The organism is Microbacterium sp. HMH0099 (assembly GCF_049384025.1).
Taxonomy (GTDB): Bacteria; Actinomycetota; Actinomycetes; order Actinomycetales; family Microbacteriaceae; genus Microbacterium.
Map to the genome: position 1 here is coordinate 31,935 of NZ_JBMRJR010000003.1, position 22,742 is coordinate 54,676.

Below are 22,742 nucleotides of genomic sequence, written 5' to 3' on the forward strand. Positions count from 1 at the left end.
AGGACCGGACATGGCACGCATCGGTGAGAGCGCCGACTTGTTCAAGTGCTCCTTCTGCGGCAAGAGCCAGAAGCAGGTGCAGCAGCTCATCGCCGGTCCCGGCGTCTACATCTGCGACGAGTGCGTCGAGCTGTGCAACGAGATCATCGAAGAGCGCATGGCCGAGTCGAGCTCCGGCGAGGTCGCCGAGTTCGACCTGCCGAAGCCGCGCGAGATCTTCTCGTTCCTCGAGGAGTACGTCGTCGGCCAGGAGCCCGCCAAGCGCGCTCTCGCGGTCGCCGTCTACAACCACTACAAGCGCGTGCGCTCGCACGGCACCCTGCAGTCCGCTGAGCAGCGCGCCGAAGAGATCGACATCGCCAAGAGCAACATCCTGCTCCTCGGTCCGACCGGCTGTGGCAAGACCTACCTCGCGCAGACGCTCGCGAAGCGGCTCAACGTGCCGTTCGCCGTCGCGGACGCCACCGCCCTCACCGAGGCCGGCTACGTCGGCGAGGACGTCGAGAACATCCTCCTCAAGCTGCTGCAGGCCGCCGACTTCGACGTCAAGCGCGCCGAGACCGGCATCATCTACATCGACGAGGTCGACAAGATCGCCCGCAAGGCCGAGAACCCGTCGATCACGCGCGACGTGTCCGGTGAGGGCGTCCAGCAGGCCTTGCTGAAGATCCTGGAGGGCACGGTCGCCTCGGTCCCGCCGCAGGGCGGACGCAAGCACCCGCACCAGGAGTTCATCCAGATCGACACGACGAACGTCCTGTTCATCGTCGCCGGGGCCTTCGCGGGCCTCGAGGAGATCATCTCGTCGCGCGTCGGCAAGCACGGCGTCGGCTTCGGCGCTCCGCTGCACAACAAGGGCGACGACCTCAACCTCTTCAGCGACGTCCTCCCCGAAGACCTCCACAAGTTCGGGCTCATCCCCGAGTTCATTGGTCGTCTGCCGGTCGTGGCATCCGTCTCGCCCCTCGACCAGGACGCGCTGATGGAGATCCTCACGGCGCCGCGCAACGCGCTCGTCAAGCAGTACCAGCGCATGTTCGAGATCGATGGCGTGCAGCTCGAGTTCGACGAGGACGCCCTCCGCGCGATCGCCGACCTCGCCGTCGCCCGCAAGACCGGCGCCCGCGGCCTGCGCGCGATCCTCGAGGACGTGCTCGGCCCCGTCATGTTCGACGTCCCGTCGGCCGATGACGTGGCGAAGGTCATCATCACGCGCGCCGCCGTCGAGGACCGCGCCGCGCCGACGATCGTGCTCGCGCAGAAGCGCCGCACCGCCTGACCCCCGTCGCCGCGCGCGACACAATGGGGGCATGCTCGCCGCCCTCTCCCTTCCCGCCTGCCTGGACACGAGCCCGGGGGGCCTGACCGTCCGCCGTGCCGACCCCGCGGATCTTCCCGCGATCGTGAGCCTGTTGGCCGACGACCCGATCAGCGCAGCGCGCGGAGACCGTGCGACGGCAGCGGACACCGACGCCTACCGCGCCGGCCTCGACGCGGTGCTGACCAGCCCGGAAAACGATCTCGTCGTGGTGATCGACGGTGACGAGGCCGTCGTCGGAACGCTGCAGCTGACGGTGATCCCCGGTATGGCGCGCCGCGGCGCCACCCGGCTCCTCGTCGAGGCGGTCCGCGTGTCCTCCGCCCGGCGCTCGGCCGGCATCGGCGGCGCCCTCATGACGTGGGTGGTGAACGTGGCCGCACCGGCGCTCGGCGTGGGTCTCGTGCAACTCACCTCCGATGCTGCGCGCGTCGACGCCCACCGCTTCTACACGCGGCTCGGCTTCGCCGACTCCCACGTCGGCTTCAAATACACGATCGGCTGACGGATAGGGCCCGATCGCCAGGGAGCGACCGGGCCCGCCGCCACACCTCAGCCCGTGAGGCCGCGACGCTCGAGGAGCGGCTGGATCTCGGCATCCCGGCCCCGGAAGTCGCGGTACGCCGCCAGCGGATCGGACGAGCCCCCCACGCCGAGCAGACGCTGACGGAACCGGTCGCCGTTCTCACGGACCAGTCCGCCGTTCTCGCCGAACCACTCGACGGTGTCCGCGTCGAGCACCTCGCTCCAGATGTACGAGTAGTAGCCCGCGCTGTACCCGCCCGAGAAGACATGCGCGAAGTACGTCGACGAGTACCGCGTCGGCACCGCCGGGTTGTCCAGTCCGATCTCGGCGAGGGCGGCCGCCTCGAAGGCGGCGACATCGATCTCCGCCGACGCCTCCTCGACCGACAGCGCGTGCCACGCCTGATCGATCCAGGATGCCGCCAGGTACTCGCTCGTCGCGAAGCCCTGGTTGAACGCCTCCGAGGCGTGCAGCCGCTCGACGACGTCGGCGGGCAGGGGCTCGTCGGTGTCAATGTGCCGGGCGTAGTTGGCCAGGATCTCGGGCCAGAAGATCCACATCTCGTTGACCTGACTGGGGAACTCGACGAAGTCGCGGTGCACGGCGGTTCCCGCGAAGTGCGGGTAGGTGACGGTCGCGAACAGCCCGTGCAGCGCGTGCCCGAACTCGTGGAACAGCGTCGTCACCTCGTCCAGCGTCAGCAGCGTCGGCTTGCCGCGCGCGGGCTTGGGCACGTTGAGGTTGTTCACCACGACGGGCGCCGTGCCCCGCAGACGCGACTGGGTGACGATGGAATTCATCCACGCGCCGCCCCGCTTCGTGTCGCGCGTGTAAAGGTCGAGGAGGAACAGGCCGAGCTCGGACCCGTCCTCGTTGTGCACCTCGAACACGCGCACCTCGGGGTGGTACCCCTGCAGGTCGTGGCGCTCGGAGATCCGGATGCCGTAGAGCCGCTCCGCCGCGAAGAAGACGCCGTCGCGCAGCACCCGCTCCGCCTCGAACCACGGCCGCAGCGCGGCACGGTCGAGGTCGTACTTCTCCGCCCGCACCTTCTCGGTGAGGAACGCCCAGTCGTGCGCGTCGACGGCGAAGGGGTCCTGCTCCGCGTCGACGATGCGCTGGAGGGCCTCCTGCTCCGCGCGGGCATTGGCCGCCGCGGGTACCGCGAGACGACGGAGGAGGTCCGTCGCGGCCTCGGGCGTCCCCGCCGTCTGATCGGCCAGCACCGCGGCGGCGTGCGAGGGATAGCCGAGGAGGGCCGCGCGCTCCGCCCGGAGCCGGACGATCTCACGCAGCACCTCGCGGTTGTCGAACGCGTTGCCGCGCGAGCCGCGGGAACGGGAGGCCTCGAGCAGTCGCCGACGGCTGTCCCTGTTCGTCAGCGAGGCGAGGTAGGGGTGGCCGGTGTAGAGGGTGAGGGTGACGACGTACTTGCCCTCCAGGCCGCGATCGGCGGCAGCCTGCGCCGCCGCGGAGAGCTCGCCCTCGCCCAGCCCGTCGAGCTCCGCGACGTCGTCGAAGACCACGGCGAGATCGTTCGTGTCGGCGAGGAGGTTCTTCTCGAACGTCGTGGTCAGGACCGAGAGGCGCTGATTCAGCCCGGTGAGCTGCTCCTTCTGCGCCTCGTCGAGGCCGGCGCCGGCGAGCGACATCTCGCGGTGGTGACGCTCCACGAGGTAGCGGCTCTCGGCATCCAGGTCCGTCTGCGCCAGCGTCGCGTGCACCGCGGAGATCCGCGCGAACAGCGCCGCGTCGAGCTGAATGGCGTCGCGGTGCGCGGCCATGAGCGGCGCGAGCTCCTCCTCGATCGCCTGGATCTCGGGCGTGCCGTCGGCGCCGGTCACGGTGTAGAACGTCCGTGCGACGCGATCGAGCAGCTCACCGCTCCGCTCCAGGGCGACCACCGTGTTCTCGAACGTGGCGGGCTCCGTCTGCGCGGTGATCGCGTCGATCTCGGCGCGCTGCTGTGCGAACGCCTCGTGGAAGGCGGGCAGGTAGTGCGCGGGCCGGATGCTGCCGTACGGCGGCAGACCGTAGGGGAGGGGCGTCGGAGCGAGGAGGGGGGAGGTCGAGGCTTCCGTCATCACCTCAGCCTATGCGCGACCCGCCCCGCGGACCGCGTTCCAAGCGCCTGTCACCGCCGACGACGCGCGCACGACGAGCCGGCCGCCCGCCCGTGACATCGGGCGACCCCCGACGACGCGCGCACGACGAGCCGGCCGTCCGCCCGTGACATCGGGGGACGGCCGGCTCGGTCGGCGACTCAGGCGAACTCGTCGTCGTCGTCGTAGCGCACGACGACCTCGCCCGAGGGGTCCTGCGTGACGATCACACCGGTGTCGAGCTCGGCGACGGGGCGCCCCTCGAGCCAGGTGAGCGTCCAGCGGGGAGCCGGGGCGCTCAGCCCGTCGGGCGTGAGCGCGTTCTCGACGGCGGCGATCTGCGCGTGCAGCGCCTCGGGAACGGCCTTCGGCGGCTGCTCACCGGCGGTCCAGCGGGTTCCGAGCTGCATCAGTCCTCCTGGGGTGCGAACACGATGTCGGTGACGGCGGCGGTGTCGGCGTCGACGAACGTCAGGGTCTCGATGCGACCCACGGCGCGCAGGTCGCCCTCGGCGAGACGGAGCGCCTCGACGCGGGGACCGGCGATCGTCAACGACGAGACGGGCGTCTTCTGCGAGGCCTTCGCCTCGGTCTTCGCGCGACGGATGCCGATGAGCGCCTCGCTCACGGCCGTGAGCACGGCGGGGTCGCCCTCGATGCCGAGGGGCTCGGGCCACGCGGCCGCGTGCACGGAGCCGGCCTCGAACCACGACCAGGTCTCCTCGGCCGCGAACGAGAGCACCGGCGCGAACAGGCGCACGAGCGTCGACAGCGCGGTCCGCAGCGCCAGCGCGGCCGAGGCCTGTCCGACGTCGGACCGGTCGTAGGCGCGCTCCTTGACCAGCTCGAGATAGTCGTCGCAGAACGTCCAGAAGAACGATTCGGTGATCTCCAGCGCCCGGGCGTGGTCGTAGGCCTCGAGCGCGGCCGTCGCGTCGGCGACGACGCGGTCGAGGGTCGCCAGCATCGACGCGTCCAGGGCGTGGGTCACCTCGGCGCCCTCGGGCACCGGGAACGACAGCACGAACTTCGCCGCGTTCAGCAGCTTGATCGCCAGTCGACGACCGATCTTGATCTGCGTCGGGTTCTGCGGGTCGAACGCGGCGTCGGTGCCGAGCCGGCTCGAGGCCGCCCAGTACCGCACCGCGTCGGAGCCGTGCTGCTTGAGGATGTCCGCGGGCGTGACGACGTTGCCCTTCGACTTCGACATCTTCTTGCGGTCGGGGTCGACGATGAAGCCGGAGATCGCGGCATCCGACCAGGGGCTGCGGTCGTCCTCGAGGGCGCTGCGCAGCATCGTCGAGAAGAGCCAGGTGCGGATGATGTCCTGCCCCTGCGGCCGCAGGTCGAACGGCGAGACGAGGTTCCACAGCTCCTCGTCGCGCTGCCAGCCGCCGGCCAGCTGCGGCGTGAGCGAGGAGGTCGCCCAGGTGTCGAGGATGTCGCGCTCGGCGTCGAATCCGCCCGGCACGCCGCGCTGGTCCTCCGTGTAGCCCGGGGGCACGTCGGTGGTGGGGTCGACGGGCAGCGTCGCGAGGTCGGGGGTGAGCACGCGGCCGTAGTCCCGCTCGCCGTCCTCGTCGAGGCCGTACCAGACCGGGATGGGCACGCCGAAGAAGCGCTGACGCGAGACCAGCCAGTCGCCGGTGAGACCGTTCGTCCAGTTCTCGAAGCGCACGCGCATGAAGTCCGGATGCCACGACATCTCGCGACCGAGGGCCACGAGGCGCTCGCGCAGGTCGGCGTCCCGCGCGCCGTTGCGGATGTACCACTGGCGCGTCGACACGATCTCGAGCGGGCGGTCGCCCTTCTCGAAGAACTTCACCGGGTGGGTGAAGGGCTTCGGCGCGCCCTCCATGTCGCCCGACTCCTGGAGCAGCTCGACGATGCGCTTCTTGGCGCTGAACACCGTCTTGCCCGCGAGCTCGGCGTACGCGCTCTTGGCGGCATCCGTCACGATCACGTCCGGGGCCTCGGCGACGATGCGGCCGTCCTTGCCGATGATCGTCCGGTTGGGGAGGTCGAGCTCGCGCCACCAGATGATGTCGGTCACGTCGCCGAAGGTGCAGATCATGGCGATGCCCGACCCCTTGTCCTTCTGCGCGAGCGGGTGCGCCAGCACCGGCACCTCGACGTCGAACAGCGGGGTGCGGACGGTGGTGCCGAACAGCGGCTGGTAGCGCTCGTCGTCGGGGTTGGCGACGAGGGCGACGCAGGCGGGCAGCAGCTCGGGACGGGTGGTCTCGATGAACACGTCGCCGGAGCCGTCGGTCTTGATGAAGCCCACGCGGTGGTACGCCGCGGGCTGGTCGCGGTCCTCGAGCTCCGCCTGCGCGATCGCGGAGCGGAAGTCGACGTCCCACAGCGTCGGCGCGAGCGCCTGGTAGGCCTCGCCGCGCTCGACGTTGCGCAGGAACGCGAGCTGGCTCGTCCGCATCGCATCGTCGGAGATGGTCCGGTAGGTCTGCGTCCAGTCCACGCTGAGCCCGAGGTCGCGCCAGAGCGCCTCGAACGCCTTCTCGTCCTCGACCGTCAGCTGCTCGCAGAGCTCGATGAAGTTGCGGCGGCTGATGGGCACCTGGTCGGCGGCCTTGCTGCTCTTGTTGTCGCCGCCTGCGAACGGGGGAGTGAAGTCGGGGTCGTAGGCCAGCGACGGGTCGCAGCGCACCCCGTAGTAGTTCTGCACGCGGCGTTCGGTCGGCAGGCCGTTGTCGTCCCAGCCCATCGGGTAGAAGACCGTCTTGCCGCGCATGCGCTCGAAGCGCACCTTGACGTCCGTGTGCGTGTAGCTGAACACGTGCCCGATGTGCAGGCTCCCGGATGCCGTGGGCGGCGGGGTGTCGATGGAGTACACCCCGGCCCGGCCGACCTCGGCGGCGCGCGCGCGGTCGAACACGTACGTCCCATCCGCGGTCCAGGCGGCATCCCACTTCTGCTCGAGTCCCTCGAGGGCCGGCTTGTCCGGGATCTGGGCCCCGTCGGGGCGGCGGTCGTCGGCCATGGTTACTCCTCGAGCGATATGGGCGGCACTGTGTGAGCGTGCCTGATGGTGGGTGCACCCAGCCTAGCGACTGCGGCGGGCGCCCCGTCTTTCTCCACCCCGTCCAGGAACGGCGTAGGGTGGGAGCCATCCCCCTTCATCGACTCCGAGGTCGTTCCATGCCGTCTGCGCCAACCCGTCGCCTGCTCGCCGCCACCGCCCTGGCCGCCGTCTCCGCCCTCGCGCTGTCCTCCTGCGCGGCGTCGGACTCCTCCGCGTCCGGCGACGGCGAGATCGTCTGGGCGATCGAGGGGGCCAACCTCTCCGCCGGGCACATGGACCCGCAGACGAGCCAGCTCGACGTGTCGAGCATGGTGCAGCGCGCCGTGCTCGACTCGCTGGTCTTCCAGGAGGCCGACGGCTCCTTCTCGCCGTGGCTCGCCGAGTCCTGGGACGTCGAGGACGACGGCGCGACCTACGTCTTCCGCCTGCGCGACGACGTCACCTTCCACGACGGCACGCCGTTCGACGCCGCCGCCGTCAAGGCGAACTTCGATCGCATCGCCGACCCCGAGACGGCCTCGGCCCAGGCCGCCAGCATGCTCGGGGGCGACGCGTACACCGGCACGGAGGTCGTCGACGACCACACCGTGCGGGTGACCTTCAGCCGGCCCTACGTGCCGTTCCTCCAGGCCGCGAGCACCTCGCTGCTGGGGTTCTGGTCGCCCGCCGTCCTCGAGTCCTCGGCGGACCAGCTCAAGGCCGGCGGCCCCGACGTCAACGTCGGCACCGGTCCGTTCGAGCTCACCTCGTACACGCCCGACCAGGAGATCGTGTACACCCGCAACGACGACTACACGTGGGGCCCGGACGGCGGCACCGCCCCGGCGTTCGAGACGCTTCGCGTCGAGATCCTGCCGGAGGCGTCCGTGCGCCTCGGGGTGATCTCCAGCGGCGAGGCCGACGTCGCCACCAACCTCCCGCCGAACCTCGTCAGCGAGGTGCCCGACGACGTGACCGTCGAGGCGCTCGAGTACCCGGGCCTGCCCTACTCGCTCTACCTCAACGAGAAGTACGGCGTCTTCGCCGACCAGCGGGTGCGCCAGGCGTTCTCGCGCGCGATCGACGTCGACACCGCCGTGCAGGAGATCTTCTTCGGTCAGTTCCCGCGCGCCTGGAGCATCCTCGGCGCGACGACCCCCGGCTACGACGCGAGCCTCGAGGACACCTGGGCGTTCGACCCGGATGCCGCGAACGCGCTGCTCGATGAGGCCGGATGGACCGGCCGCGACGCCGACGGGTTCCGCACGAAGGACGGCCAGCGCCTGACGGCGCGCTGGATCGCGTGGACGCCGGTGCCCGACGACCGCGCCGCCCTCGCGAACGCCATCCAGTCCGACCTCCGTGCGGTCGGCTTCGACCTGCAGCGCGAGGTGCTGGAGCCCGGCGCCTACAACGAGCAGTACGGACCGAAGACCTTCGACCTCACCGACTGGGGCTTCTCGGGCGTCGACCCCGACCTGCTCCGCAGCCACCTGCAGACCGACGGCTTCCAGAACGCGTCGCAGGTGAGCGATCCGGCCCTCGACGCGCTGCTCGACGAGGGCACCGCCACCACCGACACCGAGGCGCGCAACGAGGTGTACCGCGAGGTGCAGCAGTGGAACGCCGACCAGGTCGCGATCGTGCCGCTCTACAGCCCCGCTCTGATCAGCGCGGTCCGCTCCGACGTCACGGGCCTCACGTTCGACCTGTACGGGCGCCCGCTCTTCGCCACCGCCTCCGTCGGCTGACCCCGGACTCCGGATGCCACGCCCTCGCGGTTCCGCGCGCCGTCTGCTCGGGCGGCTCGGAGGGATCGCGGCATCCGTCGTCCTCGTCCTGTGGGGAGCGGCGACGCTCGCCTTCGTCGCGTTCCGCATCATCCCCGGCGACCCCGTCGAGGTGATGCTCGGGCCGCAGGCCCAGGTGAGCGACGCCGTCAAGGCGGGCATCCGCAGCGACCTCGGTCTGGACCGGCCGCTGCTCGAGCAGTACGGCGCGTTCCTCGGACAGCTCGTCCGCGGCGATCTCGGCGAGTCGTACCAGCTGCGCCTCCCGGTGGTCGAGGTCATCGGCCGGCAGCTCGGCTCCACGCTGCAGCTGACCGGCGCCGCCCTGGCCGTCGCGCTCGTCCTCGCTCTGGCATCCGTCCTCTTTGCCCGGGGCCGCACGGCCCGCACGGTGCTCGCCGGCGTCGAGCTGGTCGTGCTGTCGTCACCGGTGTTCTGGACGGGGCTCGTCCTGCTGTCGGTGTTCTCGTTCCAGCTCGGCTGGTTCCCCGTCTCGGGCGCGCGCGACCCCGCCGCGATCGTGCTGCCGGCCGTGACGCTCGCCCTCCCGGTCGCCGCCCTGCTCGCGCAGGTCCTCCGCGACGGGGTGGAGGCCGCCGAGCGGGAGCCCTTCCTGACGACCGTCCGGGCGCGCGGCGCCACGCCCCTGCGCGAGAGCGTGCACCACACACTGCGGCACGCGAGCGTCGGCGGCCTGACCCTCGCGGCCTACCTCGTCGGCTCGCTGCTGGGCGGGGCGGTGCTCGTCGAGACGGTCTTCGCCCGCCCGGGGATCGGACGCGTCACCCTCGCGGCGATCAGCGACCGCGACCTGCCGGTCATCACGGGCGTCATCCTGTTCAGCGCCCTCGTCTTCGTGGTGGTCAACACCGTGGTGGACCTCGTCGTCCCGGTCCTGGATCCGCGTCTGCGACGCGCGCCCTCGGCGGTCGACCGGCGTGCGGCGGTGCCGGCATGACCGCGCCGGGGCGCCCGCACCCAGGGGGCACCTCTATGCCGCCGCGACGCCGCCGGATCACCGGACGCGCCGTCGCCCTGTCGCTGGCCGGCGCCGTCCTGGCAGTCCTCGCCGTCGCCGCGATCGCCCCGGGGCTGCTCGCCACCCACGACCCGCTCCTCACGGACGTCCGCGGCGCCCTCCAGGCGCCGTCGTCCGCCCACTGGTTCGGCACGGACCAGAGCGGGCGTGACGTCTACTCCCGCGTGGTCCACGGTGCGGGCCGGTCGATCGGCATCGGCCTGCTGGCCACCGGGCTCGCTCTCGTCGTCGGGCTGATCGCCGGTTCCGCCTCGGCCGTGGCCCCGCGCCCCGTCGACGCCGCCGCGATGCGCGTGGTCGACGTCCTGCTGGCCTTCCCCGAGTTCCTCGTCGCGCTCCTCGTGGTCGCGGTCCTCGGTCCCGGACCGGCCAACGTCGCCGTCGCCGTGACGATCGCCGCCGTGCCCGTGTACATCCGCCTGGCCCGCGCGCAGACGCGCGCCCTGGCCGCGGCCGAGCACGTGGAGGCGGCGCGCATCATCGGCATCCCGGGTCCCCTCGTGCACCTGCGCCACGTCCTGCCGGGGGTGCTCGGCGCGGTGAGCGTGCTCGCAACGATCGGGATCGGCACGAGCATCCTCGCCGCCGCCGGTCTCAGCTTCCTCGGTCTCGGACCCACCGAGCCGACCCCCGAGTGGGGGCTGATGCTGTCCGCGGGACGCAACCTGCTGCTGCAGGCGCCCTGGGTCGCGCTGTTCCCGGGGCTGGCCATCACGGCGACCGTGGTGAGCGTGAGCGTCGTCGGGCGCGTCCTGCGCGCCCGGGCCGAGGAGCGCGGCGCATGAGCGACGTCAGGTCTCCCGCCGCCGCGGAGCGCCCGGACGGCGGCATCCGAGTGTCCGGTCTCCGCATCGACGGGCGGTCCGGGCCGCTGGTCCGCGGCGTCGACCTCGACGTGCGTCCCGGGGAGTGCGTCGCGATCGTGGGGGAGTCCGGCGCGGGCAAGTCGCTGACCGCGCGGGCGCTGCTCGGGCTGACGCCGCGCGGGCTGTCCACCCGCGCCGACGTGCTGGAGGTCGACGGGGTCGACGCCCGAGACCTCGGCGAGCCCGGATGGCGCCGGCTGCGCGGCGCGCGCATCGCCCTCGTCTCGCAGGACGCGCTCGTCTCCCTCGACCCGCTGCGCCGCGTCGGCGCCGAGGTGGCCGAGCCGGTGCGCATCCACGAGCCGTCCGTGCGCGGCACCGCCCTGAGGGAGCGCGTCCGGGCGACGCTCGCCCGGGTGGCGCTGCCCGACCCTGAGGTCCGCGCTCGCCAGTACCCGCACGAGCTGTCCGGCGGTCTGCGTCAGCGGGCCCTCATCGCCTCCGCGCTGGCCGCGCACCCCGCGGTGCTCGTCGCCGACGAGCCGACGACGGCCCTGGATGCCACCGTGCAGGTGCGCGTGCTCGACCTGCTCCGCCGCATCGCCGACGAGGGCGTGGCGGTCGTCTTCATCAGCCACGACCTCGGCGCCGTCAGCCGCGTCGCCGATCGCGTCGTCGTCATGCACGACGGACGCGTCATCGAGACGGGCGACACCGCCACGGTGCTCGCCGCACCGCGCGACCCGCAGACGCGCGCCCTCGTCGCGGCCGTCTCGCACGACCCGCTCGACCGCACGGCGCGCGGCGGACCCCCGTTGCTGGCGGCATCCGGTCTCTCGAAATCCTTCGGCGAGAGGGTCGCCGTCGACGACGTCTCCCTCACGCTGCACCGCGGCCGCACGCTCGCGGTCGTGGGGGAGTCCGGATCGGGGAAGACGACGCTCGCGCGAATGGTCGTCGGGGTGACCTCCCCGGACGCCGGGACGCTCCGCTTCGACGACGCGCCGTGGGACGCGGCCCGCGCCGCCGGCGCGGCCCGGCGGCGGGTGCAGCTGGTGCAGCAGAACCCGTGGGGCGCCCTCGATCCGCGCTGGACCGTCGGCCGCACCCTCGCCGAAGCGGTCGCGAGCGCCGGCGTGCCGCGGGCCGGTCGACGCGCCCGCGTGGCCGGACTCCTCGACGAGGTCGGCCTCGACGCCGGGTTCGCCGGACGGCGTCCCGCGCAGCTGTCCGGCGGGCAGCGTCAGCGGGTGGCCATCGCCCGCGCCCTCGCCGTCGCGCCGGACCTCCTCGTGCTCGACGAGCCCGTGTCCGCCCTGGATGCCTCCGTCCGCGCGCGCATCCTCGACCGGCTCCGCCGTCTGCAGGCCGACCGGGACCTCGCGATGCTCTTCGTCACGCACGACCTCGACGTCGTCGCGCAGATCGCGGACGACGTCCTCGTCATGCAGGACGGACGCGTCGTCGAGTCCGGTGCCGTCCGCTGCGTCTTCACCGAGCCGCGGCATCCGTTCACCCGGGAGCTGCTCGCCGCAGCCGGGATCGCGGCGCACCCCGGCGGCGCGGTGGAGGACCCCCGTGACACGGCGGCGCACCCCGGTGACACCGCGTAGACTGGAGCGATCAGCATCGATCCGGCCATCACCGGGGAGCTCTCGGAAGAAACGGGTCCTGGACCCGCGGTAGAACCGAGCGGGGCAGGCCCGTCACAGCCGCGGTGAGAGAGGCTCCCGGCATCCGGGGGCAAGGCGGGGTGGTACCGCGGTCCGAACGGATCGTCCCTGCAGGCGGACCCTGACCTGCGGAGTGACATGACCTACCCACGCCCCTCATCCTTCGGCCCGGCGGCGGACGCGGCATCCGTCGTCCCCAGCCCCCGCTTCCCCCGGATCGAGGACGACACCCTCGCCTTCTGGGCGGAGGACGACACCTTCCGCGCCTCGATCGCGAACCGCGAGGGCGCCGAGGAGTGGGTGTTCTACGACGGCCCGCCGTTCGCCAACGGCCTGCCGCACTACGGGCACCTGCTGACCGGCTACGCCAAGGACGTCTTCCCGCGCTTCCAGACCATGCGCGGCAAGAAGGTCGACCGCGTCTTCGGCTGGGACACCCACGGCCTCCCGGCAGAGCTCGAGGCCATGAAGCAGCTCGGGATCACCGAGAAGGACGAGATCGAGCGCATGGGCGTGGCGACCTTCAACGCCAAGGCCCGGGAGTCGGTGCTCGAGTACACGCGCGAGTGGCAGGACTACGTCACCCGCCAGGCCCGCTGGGTCGACTTCGAGCGCGGCTACAAGACACTCGACACGACCTACATGGAGAGCGTCCTGTGGGCGTTCAAGACCCTGCACGACAAGGGTCTCGCATACGAGGGCTACCGCGTCCTGCCGTACTGCTGGCGCGACGAGACCCCGCTCTCCACGCACGAGCTGCGCATGGACGACGACGTCTACAAGATGCGCCAGGACCCCTCGGTCACCGTCACCTTCCCGCTCGTCGGAGCGAAGGCCGAGGCGCTCGGCCTCACCGGCGTCCGTGCGCTCGCGTGGACGACGACACCGTGGACGCTGCCGACCAACCTCGCGCTGGCCGTGGGTCCCGGCATCCGGTACGCCGTCGTCGAGGGCGGCCCGCACGGCGCCGCCGACGTCCACCGCGCCCCCGACGGCACCCCCGACGAGGCCATCGAGGCGACCGCGCACCGCTACCTCCTCGCCGAGGACCTCCTGCCGAACTACGCGAAGGACCTCGGATACGAGACCCCGGATGCCGCCCGCCAGGCCGTCCAGACCACGATCCTGGGCTCCGAGCTGGAGGGCGTCTCGTACGACCGGCTCTTCGACTACTACGCCGAGGCGTCGGTGTGGGGGACGCAGGACGCCTGGAAGATCCTCGTCGACGACTACGTCACCGTCAGCGACGGTACGGGCATCGTGCACCAGGCCCCCGCGTACGGTGAGGACGACAAGCGCCTCGCCGACGCCGCCGGCCTGCCGACGATCATCTCCCTCGACGACGGCGGCCGCTTCCTGTCGGCCGTCACCGACGTGGCGGGGGAGCTGTGGCTGGATGCCAACCGCCCCCTCATCCGCCTGCTCAAGCAGGGTGGGCGTCTGCTGCGCGAGGCCTCCTACGAGCACTCCTACCCGCACTGCTGGCGCTGCCGGAACCCCCTCATCTACAAGGCCGTGTCGAGCTGGTTCGTGCGCGTGACCGACATCAAGGACGACCTGCTGGCGAACAACCAGCAGATCACCTGGGTGCCCGAGAACGTCAAGGAGGGCCAGTTCGGCAAGTGGCTCGAGGGCGCGCGCGACTGGTCGATCAGCCGCAACCGCTACTGGGGCTCGCCGATCCCGGTGTGGAAGAGCGATGACCCGAACCACCCGCGCGTGGACGTGTACGGCTCGCTCGCCGAGATGGAGGCCGACTTCGGCCGTCTGCCGCGAAACGCCGACGGCGAGGTCGACCTGCACCGCCCGTACATCGACGACCTCACGCGCCCCAACCCCGACGACCCGACGGGGCAGTCGACGATGCGCCGCATCGAGGACGTGCTCGACGTGTGGTTCGACTCGGGCTCGATGCCGTTCGCGCAGGTGCACTACCCGTTCGAGAACCACGACTGGTTCGACGAGCACGCCCCGGCCGACTTCATCGTCGAGTACATCGGGCAGACCCGCGGCTGGTTCTACGTCATGCACGTGCTCTCCACCGCGCTGTTCGACCGCCCCGCCTTCACGGGTGTCTCGTGCCACGGCATCGTCCTCGGCAACGACGGGCAGAAGATGTCGAAGTCGCTGCGCAACTACCCCGATGTGCGCGAGGTGTTCGACCGCGACGGCTCGGATGCCATGCGCTGGTTCCTCATGTCTTCGAGCGTTCTGCGGGGTGGGAACCTCGTCGTCACCGAGGAGGGCATCCGCGCGGGCGTCCGCGAGTTCCTGCTGCCGCTGTGGAACGCGTGGTACTTCTTCGCCACGTACGCCAACGCCTCGGGCGACGGCTACACCGCCGAGTGGCGCACCGACTCCGCGGACGTTCTCGACCGGTACATCCTCGCCCTCACCGGCGACCTCGTCCGGGACGTCGCCGCGGACCTCGAGGGCCTGGACTCCACGACCGCGGCCGAGCGCCTGCGCGACTTCGCCGAGGTGCTGACCAACTGGTACATCCGCCGTTCGCGCGACCGCTTCTGGGTGGGCGTGACCGACGACCCGTCCAGCCGCGAGGCCTTCGACACGCTCTACACGGTCCTCGAGACCCTCACCCGCGTCGCCGCGCCCCTGCTGCCGCTCGTCACCGAGCGCGTCTGGCAGGGCCTGACCGGCGGGCGCAGCGTCCACCTGGAGGACTGGCCGGATGCCGCGGCGTTCCCCGCGGCCGAAGACATCCGCACCGCGATGGACACCGTCCGGGAGGTCTCCAGCGTCGCCAACGCGCTGCGCAAGCGCGAGGGCAAGCGCGTGCGCCTGCCGCTCCCGCGTCTGACGGTGGTGACCCCGGATGCCGCCGGCCTGGCCCAGTTCGACGACATCCTCCGCGAGGAGCTCAACGTCAAGACCGTCGAGCAGGTCGCCCTGCAGGAGGGGACGGCGGGCGAGTACGGCATCACGCACCGCCTGTCCGTCAACGCCCGCGCCGCGGGCCCGCGCCTCGGCAAGCAGGTGCAGCAGGCGATCAAGGCCGCCCGGGAGGGCGACTGGAGCGAGATCGACGGCCGGGTGGTCGCCGGCGGCATCCCGCTGGAGCCCGCCGAGTACGACCTCGTCGTGGAGACCGCCGGACGCCCCGAGGGCGAGGCGCTGGCCGTCCTGTCCTCGGGCGGGTTCGTGCTGCTCGACACCGTCACCACGCCGGAGCTCGAGGCCGAAGGCCTGGCGCGCGACATGATCCGCGGCATCCAGGACACCCGCAAGGCTGCCGGGTTCGACGTGAGCGACCGGATCTTCCTGTCTCTGACGTTCGTCGAGGACGCCGACGCCCGCGCCGTCGCGCAGGCGTTCGACGTCGCCGGCGTCGCGTCGGAGACCCTCGCGGAGAGTGTCGTCCTCGCGGGACCGAGCGGACGCCTCGTCGAGCGCGGGGCCATCCTCGCCGCCGAGCACGAGACCGTCATCGCCGCGAAGACCTACGCGAACACCGGGGCCGTCACCGTGGCGGTCGCCCGCATCTCGACCGGAGGCACCGCATGAGCGACCGCACGAGAGCCGATGCCGTCTACAGCGCCCTCCTGGAGCGCCAGGGCGAGCAGTGGGTGCAGCCGCGCGTGGAGCGCACCCGCCGCGTCCTGGAGCTGCTCGACGACCCGCAGCGGACGTATCGCGTGGTCCACGTGACCGGGACGAACGGCAAGACCTCGACCAGCCGCATCATCGAGAGCCTCCTGCGGGCCCTCGGACTGCGCACGGGACTGTTCACCAGCCCCCATCTGGAGCGCTTCACCGAGCGCATCCTCATCGACGGGGAGCCCGTGGCGGATGCCGCTGTCGCCGACGCGTGGGACGAGATCCAGCCGTTCGTCGAGATGGTGGATGCCGAGCTGACCGCCGCCGGCGACGCGCCGCTGACGTTCTTCGAGCTGCTCACGGTGCTGGCCTTCGTGGCCTGCGCCGACGCGCCGATCGACGTGCTGGTCCTCGAGGTCGGCATGGGCGGGGCATGGGACTCCACGAACACCGCCGACGGCGACGTCGCGGTCTTCACCCCGATCGACCTCGACCACACCGACCGCCTGGGCTCGACGATCCGTGAGATCGCGACCGTCAAGGCCGGCATCATCAAGGACGGCGCCGCCGTCGTGTCGGCCGCGCAGGCGCCCGAGGCCGCCGCCGTGCTGCGCGAGGCCGCGGCCGCCCGCGGAGCCTCGATCGCCTTCGCGGGAGACGAGTTCGGCCTCGAGGTGCAGACGCTCGCCGTCGGCGGCCAGCTCATCTCGGTCCGGGGCGTGGCGGGGACCTATCCCGAGCTCTACCTGCCCCTGTACGGCGCGCACCAGGGCGCCAACGCGGCGCTCGCGGTCGCCGCCGTCGAGTCGCTCATCGGGGGCGGCTCGCAGCCGCTGAACGCGGACGTCGTCGCGGACGGCCTCGGCAACGCCACCTCGCCCGGACGCCTGCAGCTCGTCGGCACCGCCCCGACGGTCCTCGTCGACGCCGCGCACAACCCCCACGGCGCCCGCGCGCTCGTGGCCGCGCTCGACGAGGCGTTCGACATCGACGAGTGGGGCGCCGTCGTCGGCATCCTCGACGGCAAGGACGCGGTGGGCATCGTCGACGCCCTCGCGGGCGGTGTGGCGCGCGTGTTCGCCACCGCGCCCGACAGCGATCGCGCGACCGACCCCGACGCGGTGGCCGACATCGCCGAGGAGCGGGACCTGCCCGTCACCGTCCACCCGAGCCTGGAGGACGCCGCCGACGCCGCACGGGAGTGGGCGTCCGCCTCCGACCGCCGGGCCGTCGTCATCGCCGGGTCGGTCGTCCTCGCGGGCGAGGCGCTGCGGCTGTCGGAGCTGGAGGACTGGAAGGCGGGGTGGCAGGCGTGAGCCCGCGCGAGCCCCGCGCTCCGCGGGCACGCCGTCAGCGGGGCGCTCAGGAGTCGCTGGGCGCCGTCGTCCTCGGCTTCGAGTCCGTCATCGTCTTCCTCGGCGGTCTCGTGGTGTTCGGCCTGAGGGCGCTGCCCGCCGCGATCGAGCCGTGGTGGGGCATCGTCGGCGGCGCGCTGCTCGCCCTCGCGATGGTCGCCGTCTCGGGCCTGCTGCGCCACCGGTGGGCGATCGTCGTCGGCTGGGCGCTGCAGGTGGTGCTCGCCCTCGGCGCCTTCCTCGTCCCCGCGCTCCTGTTCGTCGCCCTCGTTTTCGGCGGCATGTGGGCGTATGCCACCATCAAGGGAGCGGCACTGGACCGGCAGAACGCCCGCCGTGCCGCCGACCCCGACCTCTCGAACGGAGAATGACCCATGGCCACCGAAGAGACCCTCGTCCTGGTGAAGCCCGACGGCGTCGCCCGCGGCCTGACCGGCGCGATCCTGGCCCGCATCGAGGCGAAGGGGTACGCCCTCGTCGACATCCGCCTCGTGGAGCCCGACCGCGAGCTCCTCGCCCAGCACTACGCCGAGCACGAGGGCAAGCCGTTCTACGAGCCGCTGCTGGACTTCATGCTCTCCGGCCCGTCCGTCGCGATCCGTCTGGCCGGCAACCGCGTCATCGAGGGCTTCCGCTCCCTCGCCGGCACGACCGACCCGACGACGGCGGCGCCCGGCACGATCCGCGGCGACTTCGGCCGCGACTGGGGTCTGAAGGTGCAGCAGAACCTCGTCCACGGCAGCGACAGCCCCGAGTCCGCCGCGCGCGAGCTCGGCATCTGGTTCGACTGAGCCCGGTCCGTACGACGGCCGTCGCCCCCAGGGGGCGGCGGCCGTCGTCGTTCCCGGCGGGGGTCTTCGTCGTCCCGGCGACGGCGGAGCGGGGAGGGTCAGGCGAAGGATGCCAGGACGTCGAGCCGCACCTGGGCGAGGACGGCGATGACGACGTAGCTGGCCAGCGCCATGAGCGGGACCCACGCCATCAGGCGATCCGCGATCTCGCGCCCGCGTTCCCCCACGGGGACGACGCCCGTGCGCAGGAGGTGCAGCGTCACGGCGTAGAAGGACGGGATGACGACCGACCAGGTCACCATGCACCACGGGCAGAGCGTCCCCAGCACGAAGATGCTCTGCGAGATCAGCCAGCAGACGAAGCCGAACGCGAACAGCATCCCGGCCCAGAAGGCCACCCAGAACCAGCGTGCGAAGCGGGCCCCGGCGAGCAGCGCGAACCCCACCACGACGGGGGCGATCCATGCCGCCAGGCCGATGATCGGGTTCGGGAAGCCGAAGACGCTGCCCTGCGCCGAGGTGAGGTTCGCCGAGCACTGCACGAGGATGTTGATGTCGCACGACGCCGACGCGGTCGGGTCCGCGAGCAGCGTGAAACGGTCCATCGTCAACGAGAACGCCGCGTACCACCCGATGATCCCGGCGATGATGAGCCAGACCGCGAGCACGGACGGACGACGGGGGGCGTTGTCGGTCATGGTCCGATTCTTCCACCGCCGCCCATGGGGGCGCTGTGTCCGCGCGGGCGGCCGCGACCGCGCCGTCGACGTGCCTTCCCGATCCGGGACCGGTCCGTGCGATACTGGAGTCTCGATGAGCCGCGGCCGCGCCGCAGGATCATCACCAGAAGACTTCGGGCGATGACCGCCCTCGCAGCACGAGCCACCGGGCCTGCTGCAGACCGAGTGAGTTCGCGGCCCCGCCGGGTGCGGCGCCGCACGAGATTTCGCCGGGCGACGCGCGGTGTCGCCGGCCGAGGAGTTTGCCAGAGATGGCCGATGCAACGGACGAACAGAACAGCACCGACGACACGACCGCGGTGACCGACGACACGCAGCTCGCCGACGCGCAGAGCGCGGAGGCCCAGAGCCCCGACGCCCCCGCGGCCGACGCGCAGGACGCGGAAGCGACCGACGCCGTCGACGCGGCCCCCGCCGCCGGCGCGCCCGCCGACGTCGTCGACGCCGAGGAGGAGGTCGCGGACGTGCAGGAGGCCGAGGAGGCCGCCGCGACCGACACCGCACCGCCCGCGGTGCTGGCCGACGACACCGTCGCGGAGACGACGCCGGCGGAGCCGCAGGACGCCCCCGCGGCCGCGGAGCCCGGGACCCCGGACGCCGACGCGGCCGCGACGCCGGCGGCATCCGGTCCCTCCGCCCCGGCGAAGCCGGAGCGCCCCACGGCCGTCTCGCTCGGCCTGCTGCCCGAGGTCTTCGTGTCGGCCGTGTCGACGCAGCTGCACTTCTACGCCCCCGAGCTCCCGCCGCTGCCCGCGCGGGACGAGGAGGAAGAGGACGACGACCGCGGCGAGGACCGCGCCGAGCGCGGCTCCGCCAACGCCCGCCGCCGCAACCGCCGCCGTGGCGGACAGAGCGCGACCGCCGACGAGCCCGAGGAGAACGAGGCCCCGCCCGCGCGCCAGCGCGCCGTCGAGCTCATCACCGAGCCGCAGCGCATCAAGGGCTCCACCCGCCTCGAGGCGAAGAAGCAGCGCCGTCGCGACGGTCGCGAGGCCGGCCGCCGCCGCCCCGTCGTCACCGAGGCCGAGTTCCTCGCCCGCCGCGAGGCCGTCGACCGCGTCATGGTCGTGCGCTCGAAGGCCGGACGCATCCAGATCGGCGTGCTCGAGGACAACGTCCTCGTCGAGCACTACGTCGCGCGCAACCAGGACGCCTCGCTCATCGGCAACGTCTACCTCGGTCGCGTGCAGAACGTGCTGCCGAGCATGGAGGCGGCCTTCGTCGACATCGGGCGCGGACGCAACGCCGTGCTGTACTCCGGCGAGGTCGACTGGGATGCCGTGGAGACCGGCAACCAGCCGCGTCGCATCGAGCTGGCGCTGAAGTCCGGCGACCGCGTGCTCGTCCAGGTGACCAAGGATCCCGTGGGGCACAAGGGCGCGCGTCTGACGAGCCAGATCTCGCTCCCCGGCCGCTACCTCGTGTACGTCCCGGGCGGCGCCATGAACGGCATCTCCCGCAAGCTCCCCGACACCGAGCGCGCCCGCCTGAAGAAGATCCTCAAGGAGGTCCTCCCGGAGTCGTCCGGCGTCATCGTGCGTACGGCCGCCGAGGGCGCGACCGAAGACCAGCTGACCCGCGACGTGCAGCGCCTCACCTCGCAGTGGGAGCACATCAGCTCGCAGGTGCAGAGCATCCAGGCCCCTGCGCTCCTGCACTCCGAGCCCGACCTGCTCGTCAAGATCGTCCGCGACGTCTTCAACGAGGACTTCACGCGCATGCTCATCCAGGGCGACGAGGCGCTCACCACCATCTCGAACTACCTCGCCAGCGTCGCCCCCGACCTGCTGGACCGCGTCGAGAAGTACGAGGGCGACCACGACCCGTTCGACGAGTTCCGCATCACCGAGCAGATCGAGAAGGCCCTCGACCGCAAGGTGTGGCTGCCCTCCGGCGGCTCGCTGGTCATCGACCGCACCGAGGCCATGACCGTCGTCGACGTCAACACCGGCAAGTTCGTCGGCTCGGGCGGCAACCTCGAGGAGACGGTCACCAAGAACAACCTCGAGGCCGCCGAGGAGATCGTCCGTCAGCTGCGTCTGCGCGACATCGGCGGCATCATCGTCGTCGACTTCATCGACATGGTGCTGGAGTCCAACCGCGACCTCGTGCTGCGCCGCCTCATCGAATGCCTGAGCCGCGACCGGACGAAGCACCAGGTCGCCGAGGTCACCTCGCTGGGTCTCGTGCAGATGACCCGCAAGAAGCTCGGCCTCGGTCTGCTCGAGACGTTCAGCGAGGCGTGCGAGGTGTGCGCCGGTCGCGGCGTCATCGTCCACCACGACCCGGTGGTCAAGCACCGCCCCGCCGGCGGCAACGGAAACGGCAACCGCAACGGAGACGGGTCGAACAACCGCCGCGGGCGCGGCGGCAACGGCAACGGGAACGGCGGTTCTGGGAACGGCAACGCGAACGGCGGCAACGGCACCAACGGCGCCGGCAACGGCGGGGGAGCGGCGGCGCCCGCCGGCGGCACGCACGTCATCACCGAGGGCGTGAAGTCCGCGCTCGCGCAGATCGCGGCATCCACGATCCACCCGACCGTCGACGACCCCGCCGTCGTCGAGGCGGCGGTCGTGGCGTCGGTCGAGGCCGTGATGGAGGCGGCGCCCGAGGCGCCCGTCCGCGAGAAGCGCCCGCGCAAGAAGCGCGAGCCCAAGACGCCGCGTACGGAGAAGGACCTGCTGCTCGAGTCCGTCCTGGAGGCGCTGCCCGAGCCGAAGGCTCCCGGTCAGGGCCGCTCGCGCCGCCGCGTGACGACCGCGGCCCTCACGGGCACCCCGGTCAACGCGCAGCCGTCCGACGAGTCCTGACGACCTCCGCGGTCCGGGTCCGCCGTCCCCGTCGGGGCGGCGGATCCGGCCGTCTCAGGAGCGTCCGCGTCGCTCCCGCGCCGTGATCCGCAATCCGGAGGCGCGCAGTCGGCGCACGAGCTCCTTGCCGCCGACGTGCTCCGCACCCGCGCGCACGAGATCGGCGTGCCGCTCGTCGGGCACGTCGTAGTGGTCGAGGTCGAAGGCCCGACGCGGGATCCCCGCGGCGGCGGCGAAGGCGTGCAGCTCGGCGAGATCGCTGTCGCTCACGAGGTGCGCCCACAGGCGACCGTGCGCGGGCCACTGCGGGTCGTCGATCAGGATCGCCATTCCGGAATCCTACGGTCGACACGCGGGTCGGATGCTTTTGCCGGATGCCGCCCGGTGAGCTAAACTCGACCCTTGGTGCGTCGCGTCCGCTTCTGATAGGAGCGAGACCCCCCGGGCTCCGCCCGCCGGATCGCACCGAGACTTGGGTCCGCAAGGGCCCTCCCAACGTCATCAGACAACCGGAGCTCCGCGCTCCCGAACGAAAACAGGTGTGAAGTGGTTTACGCAGTTGTGCGCGCCGGCGGCCGCCAGGAGAAGGTCCAGGTCGGCACCATCGTCGTGCTCGACCGCCAGAAGGCGAAGATCGGCGAGAGCATCCAGCTGCCCGCCGTCCTGTTCGTCGACGGCGACGCGGTCACGACCGACGCCGACAAGCTCGCGAAGGTCTCGGTCACGGCCGAGGTCCTCGGCGAGGAGCGCGGCCCCAAGATCGTGATCCAGAAGTTCAAGAACAAGACCGGCTACAAGAAGCGCCAGGGCCACCGCCAGGACCTCACGCGCGTCAAGATCACCGGCATCAAGTAAGAGCCAGGAGACGCAGAGATGGCACACAAAAAGGGCGCAAGCTCCACCCGTAACGGTCGTGACTCCAACGCACAGCGCCTCGGCGTGAAGCGCTTCGGCGGTCAGGTCGTCCTCGCCGGCGAGATCATCGTCCGCCAGCGCGGCACGCACTTCCACCCCGGCGCCAACGTCGGCCGCGGTGGCGACGACACCCTCTTCGCCCTCGCCCCCGGCGCGGTCGAGTTCGGCACCAAGGGCGGCCGCAAGGTCGTCAACATCGTCGCCGCAGCTGCGGAGTGATTCCCGCGCTTCGGCGCTCGAGGGGGTGGGCGCTGCCCACCCCCTCTTCGTTTTCCCGCGTCGGCTCCGCCGGCCCCA

Annotated in this window: 18 protein-coding genes; 13 read left to right on the plus strand and 5 right to left on the minus strand. The window is 71.9% G+C overall.

Translation table 11 applies throughout. The annotated features are described in order from the left end of the window. The first annotated feature begins 10 nt into the window (after window positions 1–10). A complete protein-coding gene (gene clpX, locus ACO03V_RS07370) occupies window positions 11–1,279 on the plus strand; it encodes an ATP-dependent Clp protease ATP-binding subunit ClpX (RefSeq protein ID WP_367726692.1) in 1,269 nt (422 codons plus the stop codon). 31 nt (window positions 1,280–1,310) lie between these two features. Beyond that, a complete protein-coding gene (locus ACO03V_RS07375; RefSeq protein ID WP_423137153.1) occupies window positions 1,311–1,823 on the plus strand; it encodes a GNAT family N-acetyltransferase in 513 nt (170 codons plus the stop codon). A gap of 47 nt (window positions 1,824–1,870) precedes the next feature. Here ACO03V_RS07375 and ACO03V_RS07380 read toward each other — a convergent pair whose 3' ends face one another. The 3 genes from ACO03V_RS07380 to valS form a co-directional block, all read right to left on the minus strand. Beyond that, a complete protein-coding gene (locus tag ACO03V_RS07380; protein ID WP_423137154.1) occupies window positions 1,871–3,928 on the minus strand; it encodes a M3 family metallopeptidase in 2,058 nt (685 codons plus the stop codon). A 179-nt stretch (window positions 3,929–4,107) separates the two neighbouring features. Further along, entirely contained in the window at window positions 4,108–4,356 is a 249-nt protein-coding gene (locus ACO03V_RS07385) for a hypothetical protein (RefSeq protein WP_423137155.1), read from the minus strand. Beyond that, window positions 4,356–6,947 carry a valine--tRNA ligase gene (gene valS, locus ACO03V_RS07390; RefSeq protein ID WP_423137156.1) on the minus strand — a complete coding sequence of 864 codons (2,592 nt, stop codon included), beginning with the start codon at window positions 6,945–6,947 and terminating at the stop codon, window positions 4,356–4,358. The genes ACO03V_RS07385 and valS overlap by 1 nt, the downstream gene beginning before the upstream one ends. Before the next feature lie 158 nt (window positions 6,948–7,105). Here valS and ACO03V_RS07395 point away from each other — a divergent pair, with 158 nt between their 5' ends. The 8 genes from ACO03V_RS07395 to ndk all read left to right on the plus strand — a co-directional run bounded on the left by ACO03V_RS07395 (window position 7,106) and on the right by ndk (window position 17,977). Then, window positions 7,106–8,719, plus strand: a complete 1,614-nt coding sequence (locus tag ACO03V_RS07395; protein ID WP_423137157.1) for an ABC transporter substrate-binding protein — start codon at window positions 7,106–7,108, stop codon at window positions 8,717–8,719. A gap of 13 nt (window positions 8,720–8,732) precedes the next feature. Next, window positions 8,733–9,716, plus strand: coding sequence for an ABC transporter permease (locus ACO03V_RS07400; RefSeq protein WP_423137158.1), 984 nt, complete (start codon window positions 8,733–8,735; stop codon window positions 9,714–9,716). Between the two features lie 35 nt (window positions 9,717–9,751). Continuing rightward, window positions 9,752–10,582 carry an ABC transporter permease gene (locus ACO03V_RS07405; protein ID WP_367726698.1) on the plus strand — a complete coding sequence of 277 codons (831 nt, stop codon included), beginning with the start codon at window positions 9,752–9,754 and terminating at the stop codon, window positions 10,580–10,582. Then, window positions 10,579–12,216 (plus strand): dipeptide ABC transporter ATP-binding protein, encoded by a 1,638-nt coding sequence (locus ACO03V_RS07410; protein ID WP_423137159.1) that lies wholly within the window; start codon window positions 10,579–10,581, stop codon window positions 12,214–12,216. Before ACO03V_RS07405 ends, ACO03V_RS07410 begins: the two co-directional genes overlap by 4 nt. 198 nt (window positions 12,217–12,414) lie before the next feature. After that, complete coding sequence (ileS, locus tag ACO03V_RS07415; protein WP_423137160.1) at window positions 12,415–15,798, plus strand: isoleucine--tRNA ligase; 3,384 nt, start codon at window positions 12,415–12,417, stop codon at window positions 15,796–15,798. Then, entirely contained in the window at window positions 15,795–17,147 is a 1,353-nt protein-coding gene (locus tag ACO03V_RS07420; RefSeq protein ID WP_423137161.1) for a bifunctional folylpolyglutamate synthase/dihydrofolate synthase, read from the plus strand. The genes ileS and ACO03V_RS07420 overlap by 4 nt, the downstream gene beginning before the upstream one ends. Next, complete coding sequence (locus tag ACO03V_RS07425; protein ID WP_367726702.1) at window positions 17,144–17,557, plus strand: DUF4233 domain-containing protein; 414 nt, start codon at window positions 17,144–17,146, stop codon at window positions 17,555–17,557. The genes ACO03V_RS07420 and ACO03V_RS07425 overlap by 4 nt, the downstream gene beginning before the upstream one ends. A 3-nt stretch (window positions 17,558–17,560) precedes the next feature. Continuing rightward, entirely contained in the window at window positions 17,561–17,977 is a 417-nt protein-coding gene (gene ndk / locus ACO03V_RS07430) for a nucleoside-diphosphate kinase (protein ID WP_367726703.1), read from the plus strand. Window positions 17,978–18,075: 98 nt separating this feature from the next. On the opposite strand, the gene ACO03V_RS07435 is transcribed toward ndk, so the two are convergent. Further along, complete coding sequence (locus ACO03V_RS07435) at window positions 18,076–18,675, minus strand: vitamin K epoxide reductase family protein (RefSeq protein ID WP_423137162.1); 600 nt, start codon at window positions 18,673–18,675, stop codon at window positions 18,076–18,078. A gap of 293 nt (window positions 18,676–18,968) precedes the next feature. Here ACO03V_RS07435 and ACO03V_RS07440 point away from each other — a divergent pair, with 293 nt between their 5' ends. After that, window positions 18,969–21,530 (plus strand): Rne/Rng family ribonuclease, encoded by a 2,562-nt coding sequence (locus ACO03V_RS07440; protein ID WP_423137163.1) that lies wholly within the window; start codon window positions 18,969–18,971, stop codon window positions 21,528–21,530. Window positions 21,531–21,584: 54 nt separating this feature from the next. Here the strand turns inward: ACO03V_RS07440 and ACO03V_RS07445 are convergent, their stop codons facing one another. Then, window positions 21,585–21,860 carry a DUF4031 domain-containing protein gene (locus tag ACO03V_RS07445; RefSeq protein WP_367726706.1) on the minus strand — a complete coding sequence of 92 codons (276 nt, stop codon included), beginning with the start codon at window positions 21,858–21,860 and terminating at the stop codon, window positions 21,585–21,587. A 216-nt stretch (window positions 21,861–22,076) separates the two neighbouring features. Between ACO03V_RS07445 and rplU the strand changes: the two genes are divergently transcribed. Next, window positions 22,077–22,385, plus strand: coding sequence for a 50S ribosomal protein L21 (gene rplU / locus ACO03V_RS07450; protein WP_138172328.1), 309 nt, complete (start codon window positions 22,077–22,079; stop codon window positions 22,383–22,385). A gap of 18 nt (window positions 22,386–22,403) precedes the next feature. Then, a complete protein-coding gene (gene rpmA / locus ACO03V_RS07455; protein ID WP_367726707.1) occupies window positions 22,404–22,664 on the plus strand; it encodes a 50S ribosomal protein L27 in 261 nt (86 codons plus the stop codon). The last annotated feature ends 78 nt before the right edge of the window (window positions 22,665–22,742 follow it).

Bases quoted from the DNA above. Each gene is read 5' to 3' on its own strand.
- ACO03V_RS07445 (WP_367726706.1), bottom strand. From the start codon at position 21,860: ATGGCGATCCTGATCGACGACCCGCAGTGGCCCGCGCACGGTCGCCTG.
- valS (WP_423137156.1), bottom strand. From the start codon at position 6,947: ATGGCCGACGACCGCCGCCCCGACGGGGCCCAGATCCCGGACAAGCCG.
- ACO03V_RS07440 (WP_423137163.1), top strand. From the start codon at position 18,969: ATGGCCGATGCAACGGACGAACAGAACAGCACCGACGACACGACCGCG.
- clpX (WP_367726692.1), top strand. From the start codon at position 11: ATGGCACGCATCGGTGAGAGCGCCGACTTGTTCAAGTGCTCCTTCTGC.
- ndk (WP_367726703.1), top strand. From the start codon at position 17,561: ATGGCCACCGAAGAGACCCTCGTCCTGGTGAAGCCCGACGGCGTCGCC.
- ACO03V_RS07435 (WP_423137162.1), bottom strand. From the start codon at position 18,675: ATGACCGACAACGCCCCCCGTCGTCCGTCCGTGCTCGCGGTCTGGCTC.
- ACO03V_RS07395 (WP_423137157.1), top strand. From the start codon at position 7,106: ATGCCGTCTGCGCCAACCCGTCGCCTGCTCGCCGCCACCGCCCTGGCC.
- ACO03V_RS07380 (WP_423137154.1), bottom strand. From the start codon at position 3,928: ATGACGGAAGCCTCGACCTCCCCCCTCCTCGCTCCGACGCCCCTCCCC.
- ACO03V_RS07405 (WP_367726698.1), top strand. From the start codon at position 9,752: ATGCCGCCGCGACGCCGCCGGATCACCGGACGCGCCGTCGCCCTGTCG.
- ileS (WP_423137160.1), top strand. From the start codon at position 12,415: ATGACCTACCCACGCCCCTCATCCTTCGGCCCGGCGGCGGACGCGGCA.
- ACO03V_RS07385 (WP_423137155.1), bottom strand. From the start codon at position 4,356: ATGCAGCTCGGAACCCGCTGGACCGCCGGTGAGCAGCCGCCGAAGGCC.
- ACO03V_RS07420 (WP_423137161.1), top strand. From the start codon at position 15,795: ATGAGCGACCGCACGAGAGCCGATGCCGTCTACAGCGCCCTCCTGGAG.
- ACO03V_RS07400 (WP_423137158.1), top strand. From the start codon at position 8,733: ATGCCACGCCCTCGCGGTTCCGCGCGCCGTCTGCTCGGGCGGCTCGGA.
- rpmA (WP_367726707.1), top strand. From the start codon at position 22,404: ATGGCACACAAAAAGGGCGCAAGCTCCACCCGTAACGGTCGTGACTCC.
- ACO03V_RS07410 (WP_423137159.1), top strand. From the start codon at position 10,579: ATGAGCGACGTCAGGTCTCCCGCCGCCGCGGAGCGCCCGGACGGCGGC.
- ACO03V_RS07375 (WP_423137153.1), top strand. From the start codon at position 1,311: ATGCTCGCCGCCCTCTCCCTTCCCGCCTGCCTGGACACGAGCCCGGGG.